Below are 16,020 nucleotides of genomic sequence, written 5' to 3'. Positions count from 1 at the left end.
TGAAATCCCCCAGTATTAGGGGATTATGCAAGTGCGAAGGAGCACTACAATGTTGCATCGCAGGACACACCACTACCCTAAGCGGAACAGGAAGCGGGACGCACGACAATGGCAACTTATCTTCTCGGATTTCTGCTCTTTGAGGCTCTGTGGTTCCTGCCTTTCAAAAAGGTCTTCAGGGCTGCCCACTTCAACTGGCCTTATGCCTACCTGGCGCTCCTTCCCCTCGTTGGTCCGCTACTCTGCATCTGGGTGCTTGCCACTCGTCCGTGGCCACTCAAGACAAAGCTGGTCCGCTCCGGCTCAAGTGTGTGAGCGGGTGCGGCAACGAAGGGTGGCAGTTTCGGCCAGCGGTAACGCAGAAGTCAGCCCCTGCCCCCAGCGAGAGTCGGCGTCGTTGAATCTGGCGCACAGTGCCTGATGGATAAGTATCCGGCATGCGCCGGCGAGCGCCTGCACCAAATCCGGCATCGGCCTAGAATCTCACATTCAGGCCCGGACAGGCCTCCCTGACTCGCCAGGAGCCCTCACATGCCCCATCTCTTCGACCCCCTCGCCATCGGCAACCTCACGCTCGCCAACCGCATCATCATCGCCCCGATGTGCCAGTATTCCGCGCAGGGCGGCAATGCGGGCGACTGGCACATGATCCACCTCGGTTCGCTGGCATTGTCCGGTGCCGGCATGCTGATCGTGGAGGCCACCGCGGTCTCGCCGGAAGGGCGCATCACGCCGCAAGACCTGGGCCTGTATTCGGACGAAAACGAGGCGGCGCTTGGCCGCGTGGTCAAGGCGATGCGCGCGCATTCGCCGATCGCCATTGCGATCCAGCTGGGGCACGCCGGCCGCAAGGCGTCGAGCCAGGCGCCGTGGGATGGCGGGCAGCAGATCGCGCCGGATGCGCCCGGCGGGTGGCACGCCGTGGCGCCCTCCGCGGTCCCGCACGGCGCGGAAGAGGTCGCGCCGGTCGCGCTGGACCGGGCCGGCATGGACAAGGTGCGCGATGACTTTGTCGCGGCGGCAAGGCGCGCGGCGCGGCTGGGGCTGGATGCGATCGAGATCCATGCCGCGCATGGCTACCTGCTGCATCAGTTCCTGTCGCCGCTGGCCAACCATCGCGATGACGAATACGGCGGCAGCCTGGACAACCGCATGCGTTTCCCGATCGAGGTGTTCGACGCCGTGCGTGAGGCGTTCCCGGCGGAGCGTCCGGTGTGGATGCGTATTTCGGCGACTGACTGGGTGCCGGGCGGGTGGGATATCGAAGGGACGGTGGCGTTGTCGATGGCGCTGAAGGCGCGCGGTTGCGCGGCGATCCATGTGACTACCGGCGGCGTGTCGCCGCAGCAGGCAATCAAGCTGGGGCCGGGCTACCAGGTGCCCTACGCGCAGCGCGTGAAGGCCGAGGTTGGCCTGCCGACCATTGCGGTGGGCCTGATTACCGAACCGGAGCAGGCCGAGGCCATTATCGCCAATCAAGAGGCCGATGCGGTGTCGCTGGCGCGTGCCATGCTGTATGACCCGCGCTGGCCCTGGCATGCGGCCGCGCGGCTGGGCGCCAGCGTGCAGGCGCCAAAGCAATACTGGCGGTCGCAGCCGCGCGAGCTGAAGGACCTGTTCGCCGACGCGGCTTTCGGGCAGCGCTAGACGCAGGAGGTACCCGCCCATGAAACCCCGGATTACGCTGATCACGCTGGGTGTGGACGACCTGCAGCGTGCGGTGCGCTTCTATCGCGATGGCCTGGGCCTGACCACCCGCGGCATCGTTGGCGAGCAGTTCGAGCACGGCGCTGTCGCCTTTTTCGACTTGCAGTCCGGTCTGAAACTGGCACTCTGGCCGCGCGCCAGTCTTGCGCATGACACGGGACTGCCGGTGACGCCGCGCGCACAGACCGATTTCTCGCTGGCGCATAACGTCGGCGACAAGGCAGAGGTGGATGCGGTGATGGCCCAGGCGCTGGCCGCGGGCGCCAGCGTGATTAAGCCGGCGCAGGACACGTTCTGGGGCGGGTACGCCGGCTATTTCCAGGATCCCGACGGGCATCTGTGGGAAATCGCCTGGAATCCTGAGATGCAGCCCGCGAACTGATTGCCGCCGGTGTGCGCCGTTGCGCGCCCGCGAATCCCTTGTATCAAGACATTGCTTTGCGGCACTGCACCATGACTGGTGCAGTGCCGCAAAGGGATTTCCATGATTGCCACGCTCCGCCGAAGTGGTGACTATGATTTCAACAGACAGCCATAGCACGCTGGCGACGGAGCGCCCCCCACGCAGTTCCGCAAGACCCCCGCATCACGCCCCGTCGGCAGCCCACCGAAGTAAAGCTATAAGAACAATGGCAAGGGAGACGTCCATGGAAGTCTATGACAGCCTGCTGTATGTGACTGCGATGGTGCTGGTGTGTTTGTACGTGTATCTGGGCTCGCTGTCCCGCAGCGCGGCGATCCGGCTGGGTTCCCCGGCGATCGTGGCGGGACTGGTGCTTGCCTATTCGCTGTCGCCGCTGCATTCAGGCGGCTGATGCCCCTGGCCCCGGACTGAACCGGGGCGCCGCTTACTTTGCCACGGCCGCCTGACGGCCGGGATTGTCTTCGCCCTGCGCGGCCGATTCGTGCAGCAGGGTATCGATGGCTGCCTGCAGCTCCTGCGGCACCACTGGCTTGTGCAGCAGCGCGGTGCCGGCGGCGTGCGCGGTGCGCAGGCGGTCTGCCGCCGTATCCCCCGTAATGATGATTGCCGGCACATGGCGGCCCAGCCGCTGGCGGATCGCGTCCAGCGCTTCCTGTCCGGTGCGGTGTCCGCGCAGGCGGTAGTCCGCCAGGATCAGCGCCGGTGTGAAGCTGGCCAGCGCCGCCAGCGCTTCGTCCTCGGATTCGGCTGTGCGGCATTCGCAGTGCCATGCCGCCAGCAGTTCGGACATGGCGGTGCGGATGGCCACGTTGTCGTCGATCACCAGCACATGCAGACCATCCAGCCCGCGCGCTACCGGTGGGCACGGGGCCTCCTCGGGAGGGGCCCATGCCTGCGGCATGTCGAAGCCGAAGACCGAGCCCCGCCCGGGGCGCGAGCGCAGCGTCACGCATGTGTGCATGGTGCGCGCCAGGCCGTCGACGATGGCCAGGCCCAGGCCGAGCCCCTTGCGCTGGTCACGCTCCGGATTGCCCAGCTGGTGGAACTCCCGAAAGATATCGCGGTGCTGCGCGGCAGGGATGCCGATGCCGGTGTCCCAGACCTCGATCACGGCGTGCAGCCGGCGCTTGCGGCAGGCCACCAGCACGCCGCCTTGCTGCGTATAGCGGATGGCGTTGGCGATCAGGTTGCGCAGCACCAGCTCGACCAGGGTGGGGTCGCCATAGAGCATAGCGGTGGTATCGCGCGTGCGGTACACCAGCCCGCGCGCATCGGCCTGGGGCGCGAACTCGTTTTCCAGCTTGTGCAGCAGCGGCTGCAGGCGAAACGGCCGCGCGCGGGGCGTGATCACGCCCGCTTCCAGCTTGGAGAAGTCCAGCAGCGAGTTCAGCATCTCGCGCGCCGCGCCGGACGAGTCTTCGATATGCGCCACCAGCTGGCGCTGGCGTTCATCCAGCCCGGTGCGCCCGAGCGACACCAGGAACAGCCCCATCGCATGCAGCGGCTGGCGCAGGTCATGGCTGGCCGATGCCAGGAACACCGATTTGGCCCGGCTGGCATCTTCGGCTGCGTGCTGAGCGGCCTCGGCGCGCGTGGTCTGCTCGCGCAGCTGCGAGATCAGTTCCACGTTCTCGAAGCGCAGCGCAATCGACTGCCGCGCCACGCGCGAGTAGTTGCGCGCGAAGACCAGCAGCACGCACAGGTACAGCGGCGTGCCAAGGAACATCGGCAGGTATTCGAGATCGCCGGTGGCGAGGAACACCATCCACACCGGCACGATCGCCGGGACGAAGAAGCCGATCGCCACCGGCAGGCATGCCGAGAACACCGCGAGCGCGGCCGCGCTCATGCCGGCGATCAGCGACAGGATGCAGATCACCAGCGCCGGCATGCGCACGTCCAGGTAGAGCCATGCGACCAGGCCCCACAGCGTGCCGATCAGCATCAGCATGGCGGTCATGCCGCGCGCATAGCGCGCCGCGCCGGCCTCGGTCAGCCGCCCCGGCAGCCGCAGCCGCCCGAAGTAGGCCATGGCGCAAGCCACGGCCATGGCGCAGGCCCAGGGCAGGGCGCCGGGCCGGTTGCCGGTCAGGGTCAGGCCCGCCGCAAGGATGAAGGCCGCCAGCGTGCAGCCCAGCATGGCGCTGGTGAAGCTCTGGTCGATCAGGGTCATCTGCGCGGCCAGCAGCGGCGGCGCATCGTAGCGGGGCAGCCAGCGCAGAGGCTTGCGTACCGGTGCGGGCGGATCTGCCGTCATCGCGCCGCCTGCACCAGGCCGCGGCGCTGGGCTTCCAGGATGGCTTCCAGGCGGCTGACCACGCCAAGATGGCCAAGGATGGCGGCGACATGGACGCGCACGGTGTTTTCGGACAGGCCCATATGGTAGGCAATGACCTTGTTCGAGCGGCCCAGCGTGAGCTGGTGCAGCACCTCCAGCTGGCGCGGCGTGAGCGTGCTGGCCGCGTAGGGCGCGGGGGGCGGCGCCCCGGCATCGGTTTCCCCGGAAAAATGGGTGCCGCCGGCCAGGCAACAGGCGATGGCTGCCTCGATCTCTCGCGCATCGGCGGACTTGGGCAGGAAGCCCGCAATCTCGCGCCGCACCTCGGCCGGGATGGCTTCCAGCCCCGACGTGCCCGACACGATCAGGATGCGCGCGGCCGGGAAATGCCGGCGCAGCACCTTGACGCCCTCGATGCCGTTCAGGCCGGGCATCTGGATATCGAGCAACACGATATCGACCACCGCGCCGCCATGGTCCTGCACGGCCTGCATGACCGAACCGGCCTCGATGATATGCGCCACGCTGGGGCTGTCGGCCAGCACCAGGCGCAGGCCGGTGCGGAACAAGGTATGGTCGTCGATCAGCAGCAGTCGGGCGCGGGGCATTGGCAACGGGAGCGGGCAGCGGGCGAAAGCCATTGGACAAGAATCCCGGGCGCTTGTCCATGCACCTGGTGGGGGGCGACTAGTCCGGAAAGATTATTGGCCGCGCGGTGCTGTGGTGCGAAGATGCGAGAGGTGGGCAGTTCCGCGACGTGCCCGCACCACTTTTCGTTACCCACTACCACCCGGCGGTGGGTTTTTTTTGCTTTATTGAGGGGATCCGGGGAAGGCAGCCCGGCACCTGAGAAAACGCAACGGCTCCAGGGCGTTCGACAGGCGCCTGAGCTCTTACCTGCCTCCCACGGCACCCACAAACACCCTCTCCGGATGCGGATGGCTGAGAAAGTCGTGGTGTGAGATATGCCAGCCGTAGGCCCCCGCCAGCATGAAGACGATGCGGTCGCCGACTCGCACGCGCGGCACCGTCACCTCCTGTGCGAAGACGTCCTTCGGCGTGCAAAGCTCGCCGCAGATCGTGAGCTTCGCATCCGTGAGTTCCGGGCGCGCAAACGGGTATGGCCACGTATCGTTCGGCACGACGAGGAACGGATGATTGTGTTGCCACGACACCGGCAGCCGGAAATGATGCGTACCGCCGCGCACGATGGCGAAGTGCTTGCCGTGATTGTGCTTGAGGTCGATGACTTCGGCCACGTAGCATCCGCAATCGGCACTGATGAACCGGCCGCATTCCAGCACGATGCGGCAGTCGGGCCGCCGTTCCTGCAGCAGTTGCGCCAGCCCCGCGCAGAAGCGCGGCCAGTCGAAGGTGCGGTGGGGATCGGCGTAGTCGATGCCGATGCCGCCGCCGATGTTCAGCCATTCCAGCGTCATGCCGTGCTCGTCCCGGCATTGCTGCGCCAGCGCGATGTGGCGTGAGACCAGCGCCAAATGATGGTCGGCATCGAGGCTGTTGGAGCCCGCATGCAGGTGCAGCCCGACCACGCGCACGCCCGGCAGGTCGCGGGCCAGCGCGATCAAGGCGGGTTGCTCCGCCTGGTCGATGCCGAACTGCGTCGGGCGCCCGCCCATCTGCAGCGTGGCGCCAGGGAGGCCGTAGGCCGGATTGACGCGCAGCAGCACGTCGGCGCGGCGGTCCATGCGTTGGGCGATGCGGTCCAGCCGGCGCAGCTGCAGCGCGCTTTCTACGTGGATCAGCCGGACGCCAAGACGCAGCGCGCCCTCCAGCTCGTCATCGGTCTTGCCGGGGCCGCCGAAGACGACCGGCACGTCGGCATCGACGGCGCGCACGCGTTCGATTTCGCCCAGCGACGCGACTTCAAAACCAGTCATTGTGCCCAGCAGCGCGCGCAGCACCGGCTCATCGCTGTTGGCCTTGATCGCGTAGTAAAGATCGCAGTCCGTGGGCAAGGTGGAGACCAGGGCTGCTGCGCGCGAGCGCAAGTGGTTCAGGTCATAGAGATACGCGCATGCAGGTCCCTTGCGTGGATCGAGTTTATCCAGGTAACGGGTAATGATTTGCGGGTTCATGTTGTGGCGGGGCGGCCTAATGTCGAGGACTGGGAATGGGAGTGCAGGTGCGCGGCCATGGCCCGGCGCGCGATGCCGCGGTCGTCGCCGTGCACCAGCATGCGGGTGCCTTGCCGGCGCCACTGCGCGGCGTCCTCCGGGGTGCGCGGCAGCGCGCAGAAATGCTTGCCGTGCCGGCTCGCGGCAGCGGCAATGCGCGCCACGGCATCCTGCACCAGCGGATGACGCGTCTGCCATGGCACGCCCAGCGATTGCGAGAGGTCCGCGGCACCTTCGAGCAGCACATCGATCCCGGCTACCGCGGCGATGCCGTCGAGCGCGTCGAGCGCCGCGCCATCTTCGATCATTGCCGCGACCAGCGTATCGGTGCCGGCCGCGGCGGTGGCCGCGGCAAGGTCGTCGCGGCCGAATGCGCTATGCCAGGTAGCGTTCAGCCCGCGCTCGCCGGGCAGCTGCGGGTGCTGGGCGTAGTGGCAGAGCCGGGCTGCCTGCCTTGCCTGCGTCACGCTGCTGATGCGTGGGAAGACGATACCTTCGGCACCGGCGTCCAGCGCCGGCGCCACCTGGTGCGGCGCCGCCACGCGCACCAGCGCCGCGATGCTGCCGGCGCGGGCCGCCAGCAACATCGCGTTGAGCTGTGCGCCGTCGATCAGCGTGTGTTCCAGGTCGATCACCACGAAGTCATAGCCGGCGGCGGCGATCAGTTCGACGGTCAGTGCCGCGGGCGTCGAGCAGAAGAGGCCGTGGACCGGGCGGGCGCCCGGATCCGACAAACGCGCTTTCAGCGACCTCATGCGGCCTCCGCCAGCGGATTCGGTGCCTGCCGCGTGCGCAGCCGGATTTCTGGCATGAAGCGGCGGCTGGCCAGCAATTCGATCGACAGGGTGGGCGCGAAGCAGTCGAAGCGCCGGAAGCGCTCGGCCAGGCGCGGGTGCGCGCGCTGGTAGCTGCGGATCACGCCTGCCACGATGGCCCAGAATTCTGCTTCGTCGAGTTGATAATGCGCGGCGAGCAGCGGGGCGAGCTCAGCCAGGTTGACGAAGAACAGTGCGTCGCAGGTGAAGTCTCGCAGTTCCTCCGCATCGTCGGTTTCGATAAACGAGTTCGGATTGACGCGCGCATGCTCCGCCGGCGGCGGCGTGAGTTGCGGGGCCGTGCCGGACAGCCACCGCCGCGAGAAGCGCACGCCGTCGTGGAAGTCCTTGAGCGCCACGCGCTGTGGCAGGCCGTCGACGTGCAGCAGCAGCATGTTCTGCGCGTGTGACTCTAGCGCGGTGCCGTGCTCCCACAGCAGGTGCAAGACCGGCAGCCAGGCGCGCTCCACCAGCCGCTGCAGCCACGGTCGCACCCCATGCCGCCGAATCCACAAGTCAATCAGCGGCAGGCCATCGACATCGATATGCGTGAGCGCGGTCATCGGGATGGCGGCCTCGCCGGATGCCAGATGGCCGTTGATGCTTTCGCGCCAGATGCAGGAAAGTGCGCCGTACTGGCCCTGCACCGGCGCGGCCGGTACGTGGCTGACGCCGGCCACTTCGCGCAGCAGCACGGGTGCCACCATCGGTGCGGGCCATTCGGTGCGTGCGGCCAGGCCCACCAGCCAGTCGCTCAGCACGGCAGCATTGCACACGGTGTGCGGCGCCAGCACGCGCGAGGTGGAGGTGTTGACCAGATTCATGGCCAGCTTCAGCGACAGCGCGTCGGGCTGGTCGACATTGGCGAGGGTGCGGATCGACTGCTGGGGCAGGTAGCGGCCGGGCATCTCGCCGACCACGATCAGCTCGCCGCGCGCGAACGCGCCGTGGTAGCCCGGCGCAATCACCTCGTCCCATTGCCACGGATGGACGGGCAGCGGCAGGTAGTCGGCGGGATCGGCGCCATGCTTGCGCACCGCTGCCTCGAACGCGGCGCGCGCGGGCGGCGGCAGCAGGTTTTCGGGCGAGGCCTCGACCTTGCCGAGGTTCCAGCGGCAATGCGAGCGGTGCGCGGCAAGCAGCACCGGGTGCAGCGGCGCGGCGCATTCCGGCGCGTAGCGTCGGTTGTCCGCAAGCGTGAAGCCCATGCGCGATTTATATCCCGGGTGGTAGGGATGGGCCCCCGTCAGCCGTGCTTCGATGGCATCGTAGCTGGCCTCTCGCAGCGGCTGTCCCGCATGCCCGTTGGCATGATGGGACTGCGCGTCCTTCACCTGCGTGGACAGCAGCTCCAGGCCGAACTGCTGCAGCCGCACCGGATCGGCGTCGAGCTGGCCGGCGAGTTCGGAAAGCAGCATCGCGACATTGTCGGCTTCGGTCTGCGCGCCGGCTTCGCTGCGCAGCACCGGCCCATCGATGCGGATGCGACCGAAGCTGGCCGTGCGGCGGGCCGCGCAGCGATAGCTCACGGGCGTGCCGTCGGCCGCCATGGCGGGCAGTTCGACGCCATCGTCGGTGAGCAGCACGTCACGCAGGCAGTCCTCAAATAACAGGGCTTCCAGCAACTGGCGCACCACGCGGCGGGCGGCTTGCCGGTAGTGCGGGCTCTGGATCAGGCATTGGTAGTCGGTCGTGTTCATCGGGGGCTCAGGCTTGCGGTGCGGATACGAGGAAGTTCGGGACGCCTGCCCATGCGGGCGTTTCACCGTGACGGCCGAAGCAGCTCAGCATGTTCGCCTTGGCGGGAAGGGTCTCCAGGGCCTGCAGCGACGCCAGCAGCTGGCGCAGCGAAGGTCCGCCGGCATCGAGCGCGGCGGCGGTGTCGCGCCAGAGCGTCGCTTCGTCGCAGGCGCCGGTGCGGGCCAGGCAAGCGATGAAGTGGCCGATGTGGTTGACCAGCACGTAGTAGGCAAAGCGATGCAGCGCCGCTTCCTCGGTGTAGAGCGCCGGGCTGTCGGCATCGAACTGCGCCGTCCACGCAAAGCGGGTGCGGCTGATGCTGGCGCCTTCCATGTCGCGGACATAACCGTGCACCGGCCAGCCGTCCGCGAATGCGACCATGCTGTTCTGCAGGTGCGCTTCCAGGCTGATGCCGTGAGCGGCGAACAGGCGCGCCAGCGGCAGCAGCGTGACGTCCAGATAGCGCGCCCACCACCGGCAGATATCGGCGGCGCTGGGGTGATGGCCCAGCGCCTCGTGCAGCAGGCCGTCGAGGATGCTGGTGCCTTGCGCGGGCTCTTCGAGCACGGTGGCGAGGACTTGGGCGGCGTCGCCATGCGGGCCTGTCATGCCCTGTCGGTAGATCACCGCGGTGCTGGCACGCAGGGCGTCGTCGGGCAGCGCGAGCACGGCGTAGCCGGTCTCGGCCAGCACCGTAAAGTGCGCCGACGAACGGGCCGCCTCGGGCAGCATTGCGATGGCGCGGCTGGCATCGAGCGCGCGTCGCACATGCTCGGGCGGATTGTTGCGGACAAAGTTGGTGATGCGGATGTCGAGCGCCAGCTTGAGGAAGCGTTGCTGCTGCGGCAGCCACACCGTGCGCACCGACGATGTCGGCCACGCCAGCTCGCCGAGGGGACCCAGGGAAATCATCGTGCGGCTCGCCAGCAGTGGCTGGATCCCGGGGTGCGAGAGCAACTGCCCGGCCTGCCAGGGATGGCAGGGCAGCAGGCGGTAATCGCCTTCCTTGAGCAAGTCTGCCGCGGTCTCCATGACAGCGGGGTCGATCGGCAGCGGCTGGCCATCGATGGCGCCGCTCTCCAGCTGGTTGCTGGCGACGGCGAAGTAGTGCAACTGGAAGGCGGCACCCAGTTCCGGGGCATAGCGTCGTAACGCTTCAGCGCTGAACCCTTCCGATGCCTTCGAGGTGGCGTGGAAGATATGGCCAAAGCGCAGCCCCTGCTCGGCAGCGATAAAGCGCGAAGGCGCTTGCCGTGCGGGCGCTTCGCGGTGATATTGGCGCACCTTCCGGACGCCGTTCTTCATCAGCGCGGCAAAGCGCGCTGGCCAGTCGGTGGCGGCGCTTTGCGGGTAGGTATGCGCGAGCGCCCCGGTGATGGCATCGGCCAGCTTCTCGGCGCGGCGTAGCGGTGCAAAGACACTGCCCTCGGACAGCACCGCATCCGCGAGCCGGTGGTAGCCGATGGGGGAGACGTAGGCCAGCGCCGCGGCCAGCCAGCGGTGGCCGCCATGGCGGTCTGCCAGCGCCAGCACCGCCGGTTCCAGCCCTTCGGCACGCCAGCGGCCCAGGGTACTTTGCAGTGCGGCCGGCACGGCGGCGGGAAGGTGCGTGGCACGGCGCGGATCGACAATGCCGGTTTCGCGGCAGTAGGTATTGAAGAACTGCTCGATCAGGCGGCGCTCGATGGCGTCGGGTGCGGCGATATGCTGGTCCGGGCAATGGGGGCGCAGGCGCCCTTGCGGTACCACGGATGTCGCGGGCAGGAGACTGGATAGCATGCGGTTACCTCGCTTCAGGAACGGTGGCAAACAACGATGAGCGATCAGGAACGACCAGTGCGGCGGCCAGCGCGAACATGGCGGCAATCAGCCATAAGGTGCCGGCCGGATCAGTGCGCGGCAGCCATGCCATCACCGCCAGCGGCCCGACCAGTTGCCCGGCGGTCATGGCGCTCCTGGCGATGCCGGTGGCGCTGCCGTGAAGATTCGCGGGCAGTCGGGCGCAGCAATAGGACAGCATGGATTGCGCCAGCGCCGCGAACAGCGCGCCCTGCACGATGCGGAGGGCGCCGATCTGCCAGAGCGCGTCCGCGAGCGGCAGCAACGCCAGCGCGAGCGCGCAGCCGCCGGCGGCCAGCATGAACGCGCGGACCGCTGCGCCGCGGTCGTTGAGCGCGCCCCACAGCGGGCTGGCGAGCAACGCGGCGAGCCAGCCCAGCGCGTGCAGAAAGCCGGTCTTGCTGCCGAGCATGGCATCGTGGGGGTAGCGCTGCTGCAGGTAGAGCGCAAACACGTTCACCAGCGCGAACGCGCCGGCCTGCGTCAGGCAGCCGGCCAGCAGCCACCGGCGCAGCGACGCGTCCGCCAGCATGGCGGCGAATCCCCGCGAGGTGTCCGCGCTTGCCGGCGCCTGCGGCACGGGTTCGCGCAGCCGCCACGCGAGCAGCAGCGTCAGCACCGCGTTGGCCGCGGCCACGGCCAGCAGCATCGGCCGCACCGTCCACCAGTCCTGCAGCACGCCGCCAAGCACGGGACCGAGCAAGGCGCCAGTGGCGACGGCCGATTCCTGCATGCCGAAGGCGCGCCCGCGCATGCGAGGCGTGCTGACGCGGCCGATGCAGATGGTCAGCAGGACGCCGACCGCGCTCGCGCCCTGCAGCAGCCGGCCGGCCATGAAGCCGGACACATGCGTGGACAGCCCCATCAGCAGCAGGCTGGCGGTGAAGGCTGACAGCGACAGCAGCAAGGGCCGGCGATAGCCCCAGCGTTCGCACCAGCTGCCGGCGAACGGCGCCACCAGCAGCGCGCCAACCCCGGGCGCGGCCAGCGCCAGGCTGCTCCAGTGCGCGGCATCGGGGCCGGCGAGGTCGCGCAGGTAGAGCGGCATGATCGGCACCAGCGTCGTCAGGCCCGTCGTCACTACCGCCTGGCCGGCCAGCAGCAGGGCGATGCCGCGCGACGGGCCGGTTTGCGCCGCCGGCGTCATGACGGGACTCCGCTGTCGTGCAGCGGGTTGCGCAGGCTGCCGAGCGCGCTGGGCATGCCGGTGCCGGCGGTCTCGCGCGCCAGCAGCGGCGCCAGCAATTGCTTGAACGGCCATTCCGGCGCATCCAGCAACGCGGCCCGCGCGATCTCCGCGGTCCGGTTGCCGGTGCCGGCTGGCAGCAGCGCGGCGATCTCCTCGCCCAGGATGCGCCAGCCCAGGCGCTCGTCGCTGTCGAAGGCCACGGCAATCGCTGCGGCGATGGCGTACAGGTTCACTTCGATCGCCAGGGTCTGGAAGTAAGCAAGCAGCTGCGCCGGGGCGTCGAGCACCAGCGTATTCGGCGTTGACGTGTCCACTGCATACGCGGGCACGTCCACGCCGGCCTGCGCGAGCAGCGACGGGCAGATGCGCAGCGTATCGTGATCGCGCAGCAGCAGCGCCCGCGGGCCGTCATCGTCCACCACCAGCACGACATTCTGTCCGTGCAGCTCGGGCATGACGCCGCCGGCAAAGCAGCGCAGGCCGGTTTCCAGCAACAGGGCCGCGATGCGCCGGAACGTTGCCCAGGCCTGGCTGGCATCCGTGCAGGACGACCGGCGCAGCGCGGGCAGGTCGTTGCCGGCAGTCAGCGCCGCGCACGCTGCCATGGGCAGCAGCCACGTGTGCGGGGCCAGGTCGGCGGGGTAGCGCCTGAGCACGCAGGCGAGGTCGCCCGGCTCGGCGATCAGCGAGTCGTGCTGGCGCAGTGCCCACCAGTCGCGCTCGTCGCAAAGCAGCAGGTGCTGGCCAAGCCACGGATCGCGGTCCCGCAGCCGCGCCAGGCATTGCTGTGCGAGCGCGCCGTTGTGCAGATAGCGTACGGGCAGGGTGCGGCTGGCGCCCAGCGCCTGCATTTCCAGCGAGAGCTTGAGATGCAGGCCGGGACGTTCGCGCATGACCAGCGAGCGCAGCGACGCGGTGGGGTAGGCCGCACCGATGCCGCCGCCGAGGTCGATGCACGGCGCTGGCCCGCTGTCGGTGGCGACGTGGGCCTGCTGCTGCCATTGCCACGGATGCACCGGCATCCACAGGTAGCCGCGCTGCGCGCCGGCGGCTTCCGCACGTGCCGCCAGGCGCTCGAGCTCGTCGGGCTGCAGCAGCGAACGGGCCAGCGGTTGCGTTGACGCTTCCATCGCCGAACCCGTCCGGAGCCGGTGCAACGGCACGGCAATCCAGTGCAGCCATACAGGCTGCCCGGATTCCGCGTCGAAGCCGGCGTGCGGCCCGGCCGCGTCGCCCCAGGCCTTGGCGCGGGCGAGCGGATGGAAGGGGCGGTCGCGCAGGCAGCAAACCGCCTCCCACGACAGCAGCGAGCGCGGCGCCGCCGCGAGCCGGCCCAGGATGGCCGGCTCATGCGCAAGCGTATGCGTGGCTTGCGCTTCTGCCAGCGCGAACAGCGTCTGCAGGCGCCGGCTGCGGCCTGGCCACCAGTCCGCGGACTGCAAGGCTTCCAGCGCCGCGGCGGCGCCGACTGCCATGGCGCTGCCGTCGCGTTGCAGGACGACCGGCGGCCCGTCATCGCCGGCGCCAAGCTGCAGCGGCCTGGGGCCGTCAAGGCGGCGGCCAAGCCAGAGCAGCGTTCCGGCGGCGCCCAGGTCGACGGCGAGCGCGGCCAGGGATGCGTCGTCGGCGGCGACCAGGCGGCAGTGCTTGCGTATGCCGTACAGGTCCTCCTGCCACAACGCGTCGAGCAGGTCCTGCGCCAGCATCCGCTCGCGCACCGGGTCGTTAGGCAGCACCGTCATAGCAGGGGCAGGCGGGCGCCGATGCCGCGCTGCAGCGCGAGCTGATAGAAGTGTCGCGCGCACACCATATCGTCCAGTGCCATCCCCATCGGGTTGAGCAGGATGATCTCGTCGTCGCGCTCGCGCCCCGGCTTCGCGCCGGTCACGATCTCGCCAAGCTCCGCATGCAGCTGCTCGCGGCTGAAGCGGCCTTCCAGCACCAGCTGGTTGATGATTTTCTTTTCACGGTTCGACTGGTCCCAGTCGTCCACCACGACCTTGTCGACCTTTTCATAGACGTCCTTGTGCACGTCCATGATGGAGACGTTGGCGACGAAGGCGCCTGGCTTGAGCCAGGCGTGCTCGAGGTACGGCGCATCCGCAACCGTGCAGGTCACGGTCACGTCGGCTGCGCGCACCGCGGCCTCGGCGCTGGCCGACAGCTCCCAGCCTGCCGCCGGGAAACGCGCGCCCAGCTGGCTGCGCATCGCCTGCATGGCCTCGCGCGACAGGTCGAACAGGTGGATGCAGCGGATGCCGGGGAATTGCTCCAGCAGCGTCTGCAGCTGCATGCGGGCAATAGGGCCGCAGCCGATGCAGGCCACGTCGGTAAAGCCCGCGCGCGCCAGGTGGCGCGTGGCGACCGCGGTGATGGCTGCGGTGCGCATGCCGCTGATCAGGCCGCCTTCCATGATGGCGACCGGATAGTTGGTCTGGGCGTCGTTGAGCACGATCACGGCGCTGGCGCGCTCCAGGCCGTGGCGCTGCGGGTTGTGCTGCCGGCTGCCGATCCACTTGATGCCGGCGACCGGGTTGTCGCCGCCGACGTAGCAGGGCATGGCGATGATGCGATCGGCGATATGGTCGGCGCCGGGCCAGCGCAGATAGGGCTTGAGCGGCTGCACGCATGCGCCGCGCGCATGCAGCGCCAGGCCTTCGGCGATGGCCTGCACGAAGGCGTCGGAGTGGTCGGCGCCAAGCATGAGCAAGTCGGCACGGCTGAGGTAGCGCAACTCGGCTGCGGGGGGCTGGATGGAAGCGTTCATGCGGTGACTCCGTGTGCGGGGATGGACGATCGCGCGGCGGCGGCAGCCGTCCGCGCGCGATGGATGGCGGCGACGCGCTCAAGCCACGCGTCGTCGTAGACGGTGTCGAGATAGCGTTCGCCGCGGTCAGGAAACAGCGTGAGGATGCGAGGCGGGCGTGCACTGCGCGGCAGGTCCTGCAACAGGCGGCCGATCGCGGCAACCACCGCGCCGGAGGACCCGCCGGCGAAGATGCCTTCCTGCGCCAGCAGGCGCCTGCAGCCCAGGGCCGCGGCGTGGTCGTCCACATGGATGACCTGGTCGATTTCTTCTCGGCATAGCAACTCCGGCACACGGCTCGCGCCGATGCCGGGCAGCTCGCGGCTGGCCGGCGGATGCCCGAACAGCACCGAGCCGGCGGCGTCCACGCCCACCACCTTCAGCGCCGGCCACGCCTCGCGCAGCCGGCGTGCGATGCCATGCACCGTACCCGAGGTGCTGACGCCGAGCACCAGCATGTCGGCCGGCCGGTCCAGCTGGCGCAGGATTTCCTCGCCTTCGCCGTGGTAATGGCTTTCCCAGTTGCGCGGATTGCCGTACTGATTGATCCAGACCGCATCCGGCAGGTCGCGCAGCATCTGCCGCACACGCGCGATGCGCGTTTCCAGGTAGCCGCCCTGGCTGTCCTTTTCGGTGACCAGCTCGATCCCGGCGCCATAGCAACGCAGGATCGTCAGGTTGGTCTGCGAGATCTTCGGGTCGACCACGGCGGTGAAGCGCAGTCCTTTCAGGCGGCATACCATGGCCAGCGCGATCGCCAGGTTGCCCGACGAGCTTTCGACGATGTGGGCGTTGGCGCCGATGGTGCCTTCGGCGAGGCCCTGTTCGATGATGTACCGGGCAGGACGGTCCTTGACGCTGCCGGCGGGATTGAACAGCTCCAGCTTGGCAAAGACCTCGGCCCCGCTGTCCCCGAACAGGCGGCGCAGATGGACCACGGGCGTCCCGCCGATACTCTCGATGATGCTGCTGCAAACCATGGCTTACCCCTCAATCGATGTTGGCCTGCATCGTGCCCGGGCCAGTTTGTATCGTTTAGTAAATGAGAATTATTTACATCTGAGTTTAAAAAAAATGCCGGGCGGCG

General features: G+C 68.6%; 13 protein-coding genes. 3 read left to right on the top strand and 10 right to left on the bottom strand.

All coding sequences use genetic code 11. From position 1 onward, the window contains the following. Window positions 1–531 precede the first annotated feature (531 nt). From ACZ5MJ_RS20000 to ACZ5MJ_RS19990, 3 genes are all read left to right on the top strand, one after another. Window positions 532–1,647: an NADH:flavin oxidoreductase/NADH oxidase gene (locus ACZ5MJ_RS20000; protein WP_464225358.1), complete on the top strand. Its 1,116-nt coding sequence runs from the start codon at window positions 532–534 to the stop codon at window positions 1,645–1,647. A 19-nt stretch (window positions 1,648–1,666) separates the two neighbouring features. After that, window positions 1,667–2,089 (top strand): VOC family protein, encoded by a 423-nt coding sequence (locus ACZ5MJ_RS19995; RefSeq protein ID WP_464225357.1) that lies wholly within the window; start codon window positions 1,667–1,669, stop codon window positions 2,087–2,089. A gap of 265 nt (window positions 2,090–2,354) precedes the next feature. Then, window positions 2,355–2,522 (top strand): hypothetical protein, encoded by a 168-nt coding sequence (locus ACZ5MJ_RS19990; protein WP_464225355.1) that lies wholly within the window; start codon window positions 2,355–2,357, stop codon window positions 2,520–2,522. Between the two features lie 33 nt (window positions 2,523–2,555). On the opposite strand, the gene ACZ5MJ_RS19985 is transcribed toward ACZ5MJ_RS19990, so the two are convergent. The 10 genes from ACZ5MJ_RS19985 to sbnA form a co-directional block, all read right to left on the bottom strand. Next, a complete protein-coding gene (locus ACZ5MJ_RS19985; RefSeq protein ID WP_464225354.1) occupies window positions 2,556–4,388 on the bottom strand; it encodes an ATP-binding response regulator in 1,833 nt (610 codons plus the stop codon). Beyond that, the gene (locus ACZ5MJ_RS19980) at window positions 4,385–5,017 is read right to left on the bottom strand and encodes a response regulator transcription factor (protein WP_464225353.1); all 633 of its coding nucleotides are present in this window, start codon (window positions 5,015–5,017) and stop codon (window positions 4,385–4,387) included. The genes ACZ5MJ_RS19985 and ACZ5MJ_RS19980 overlap by 4 nt, the downstream gene beginning before the upstream one ends. A gap of 285 nt (window positions 5,018–5,302) precedes the next feature. Continuing rightward, complete coding sequence (locus ACZ5MJ_RS19975; protein WP_464225352.1) at window positions 5,303–6,505, bottom strand: type III PLP-dependent enzyme; 1,203 nt, start codon at window positions 6,503–6,505, stop codon at window positions 5,303–5,305. Beyond that, window positions 6,502–7,299, bottom strand: a complete 798-nt coding sequence (locus ACZ5MJ_RS19970) for an HpcH/HpaI aldolase family protein (RefSeq protein WP_464225351.1) — start codon at window positions 7,297–7,299, stop codon at window positions 6,502–6,504. Before ACZ5MJ_RS19970 ends, ACZ5MJ_RS19975 begins: the two co-directional genes overlap by 4 nt. Continuing rightward, the gene (locus tag ACZ5MJ_RS19965) at window positions 7,296–9,059 is read right to left on the bottom strand and encodes an IucA/IucC family protein (RefSeq protein WP_464225350.1); all 1,764 of its coding nucleotides are present in this window, start codon (window positions 9,057–9,059) and stop codon (window positions 7,296–7,298) included. The genes ACZ5MJ_RS19970 and ACZ5MJ_RS19965 overlap by 4 nt, the downstream gene beginning before the upstream one ends. Window positions 9,060–9,066: 7 nt before the next feature. Beyond that, complete coding sequence (locus ACZ5MJ_RS19960) at window positions 9,067–10,878, bottom strand: IucA/IucC family protein (RefSeq protein ID WP_464225349.1); 1,812 nt, start codon at window positions 10,876–10,878, stop codon at window positions 9,067–9,069. Window positions 10,879–10,882: 4 nt separating this feature from the next. Next, entirely contained in the window at window positions 10,883–12,085 is a 1,203-nt protein-coding gene (locus tag ACZ5MJ_RS19955; RefSeq protein ID WP_464225348.1) for an MFS transporter, read from the bottom strand. Beyond that, window positions 12,082–13,569, bottom strand: coding sequence for an IucA/IucC family protein (locus ACZ5MJ_RS19950; RefSeq protein ID WP_464226555.1), 1,488 nt, complete (start codon window positions 13,567–13,569; stop codon window positions 12,082–12,084). The genes ACZ5MJ_RS19955 and ACZ5MJ_RS19950 overlap by 4 nt, the downstream gene beginning before the upstream one ends. 296 nt (window positions 13,570–13,865) lie before the next feature. Continuing rightward, window positions 13,866–14,894, bottom strand: coding sequence for a 2,3-diaminopropionate biosynthesis protein SbnB (gene sbnB, locus ACZ5MJ_RS19945; protein ID WP_464225347.1), 1,029 nt, complete (start codon window positions 14,892–14,894; stop codon window positions 13,866–13,868). Next, complete coding sequence (gene sbnA / locus ACZ5MJ_RS19940) at window positions 14,891–15,913, bottom strand: 2,3-diaminopropionate biosynthesis protein SbnA (RefSeq protein WP_464225346.1); 1,023 nt, start codon at window positions 15,911–15,913, stop codon at window positions 14,891–14,893. The genes sbnB and sbnA overlap by 4 nt, the downstream gene beginning before the upstream one ends. Window positions 15,914–16,020: the final 107 nt, after the last annotated feature.

The sequence above is a fragment of the Cupriavidus sp. LA-1 genome (assembly GCF_055385985.1).
Note: the sequence above shows the minus strand (reverse complement) of the source record. Positions and strands in the feature narration are given on the sequence as shown.

Excerpts from the sequence above, each read along its gene's own strand:
- ACZ5MJ_RS20000 (WP_464225358.1), top strand. The coding sequence starts at position 532 with ATGCCCCATCTCTTCGACCCCCTCGCCATCGGCAACCTCACGCTCGCC.
- ACZ5MJ_RS19995 (WP_464225357.1), top strand. The coding sequence starts at position 1,667 with ATGAAACCCCGGATTACGCTGATCACGCTGGGTGTGGACGACCTGCAG.
- ACZ5MJ_RS19990 (WP_464225355.1), top strand. The coding sequence starts at position 2,355 with ATGGAAGTCTATGACAGCCTGCTGTATGTGACTGCGATGGTGCTGGTG.
- ACZ5MJ_RS19985 (WP_464225354.1), bottom strand. The coding sequence starts at position 4,388 with ATGACGGCAGATCCGCCCGCACCGGTACGCAAGCCTCTGCGCTGGCTG.
- ACZ5MJ_RS19980 (WP_464225353.1), bottom strand. The coding sequence starts at position 5,017 with ATGCCCCGCGCCCGACTGCTGCTGATCGACGACCATACCTTGTTCCGC.
- ACZ5MJ_RS19975 (WP_464225352.1), bottom strand. The coding sequence starts at position 6,505 with ATGAACCCGCAAATCATTACCCGTTACCTGGATAAACTCGATCCACGC.
- ACZ5MJ_RS19970 (WP_464225351.1), bottom strand. The coding sequence starts at position 7,299 with ATGAGGTCGCTGAAAGCGCGTTTGTCGGATCCGGGCGCCCGCCCGGTC.
- ACZ5MJ_RS19965 (WP_464225350.1), bottom strand. The coding sequence starts at position 9,059 with ATGAACACGACCGACTACCAATGCCTGATCCAGAGCCCGCACTACCGG.
- ACZ5MJ_RS19960 (WP_464225349.1), bottom strand. The coding sequence starts at position 10,878 with ATGCTATCCAGTCTCCTGCCCGCGACATCCGTGGTACCGCAAGGGCGC.
- ACZ5MJ_RS19955 (WP_464225348.1), bottom strand. The coding sequence starts at position 12,085 with ATGACGCCGGCGGCGCAAACCGGCCCGTCGCGCGGCATCGCCCTGCTG.
- sbnB (WP_464225347.1), bottom strand. The coding sequence starts at position 14,894 with ATGAACGCTTCCATCCAGCCCCCCGCAGCCGAGTTGCGCTACCTCAGC.
- sbnA (WP_464225346.1), bottom strand. The coding sequence starts at position 15,913 with ATGGTTTGCAGCAGCATCATCGAGAGTATCGGCGGGACGCCCGTGGTC.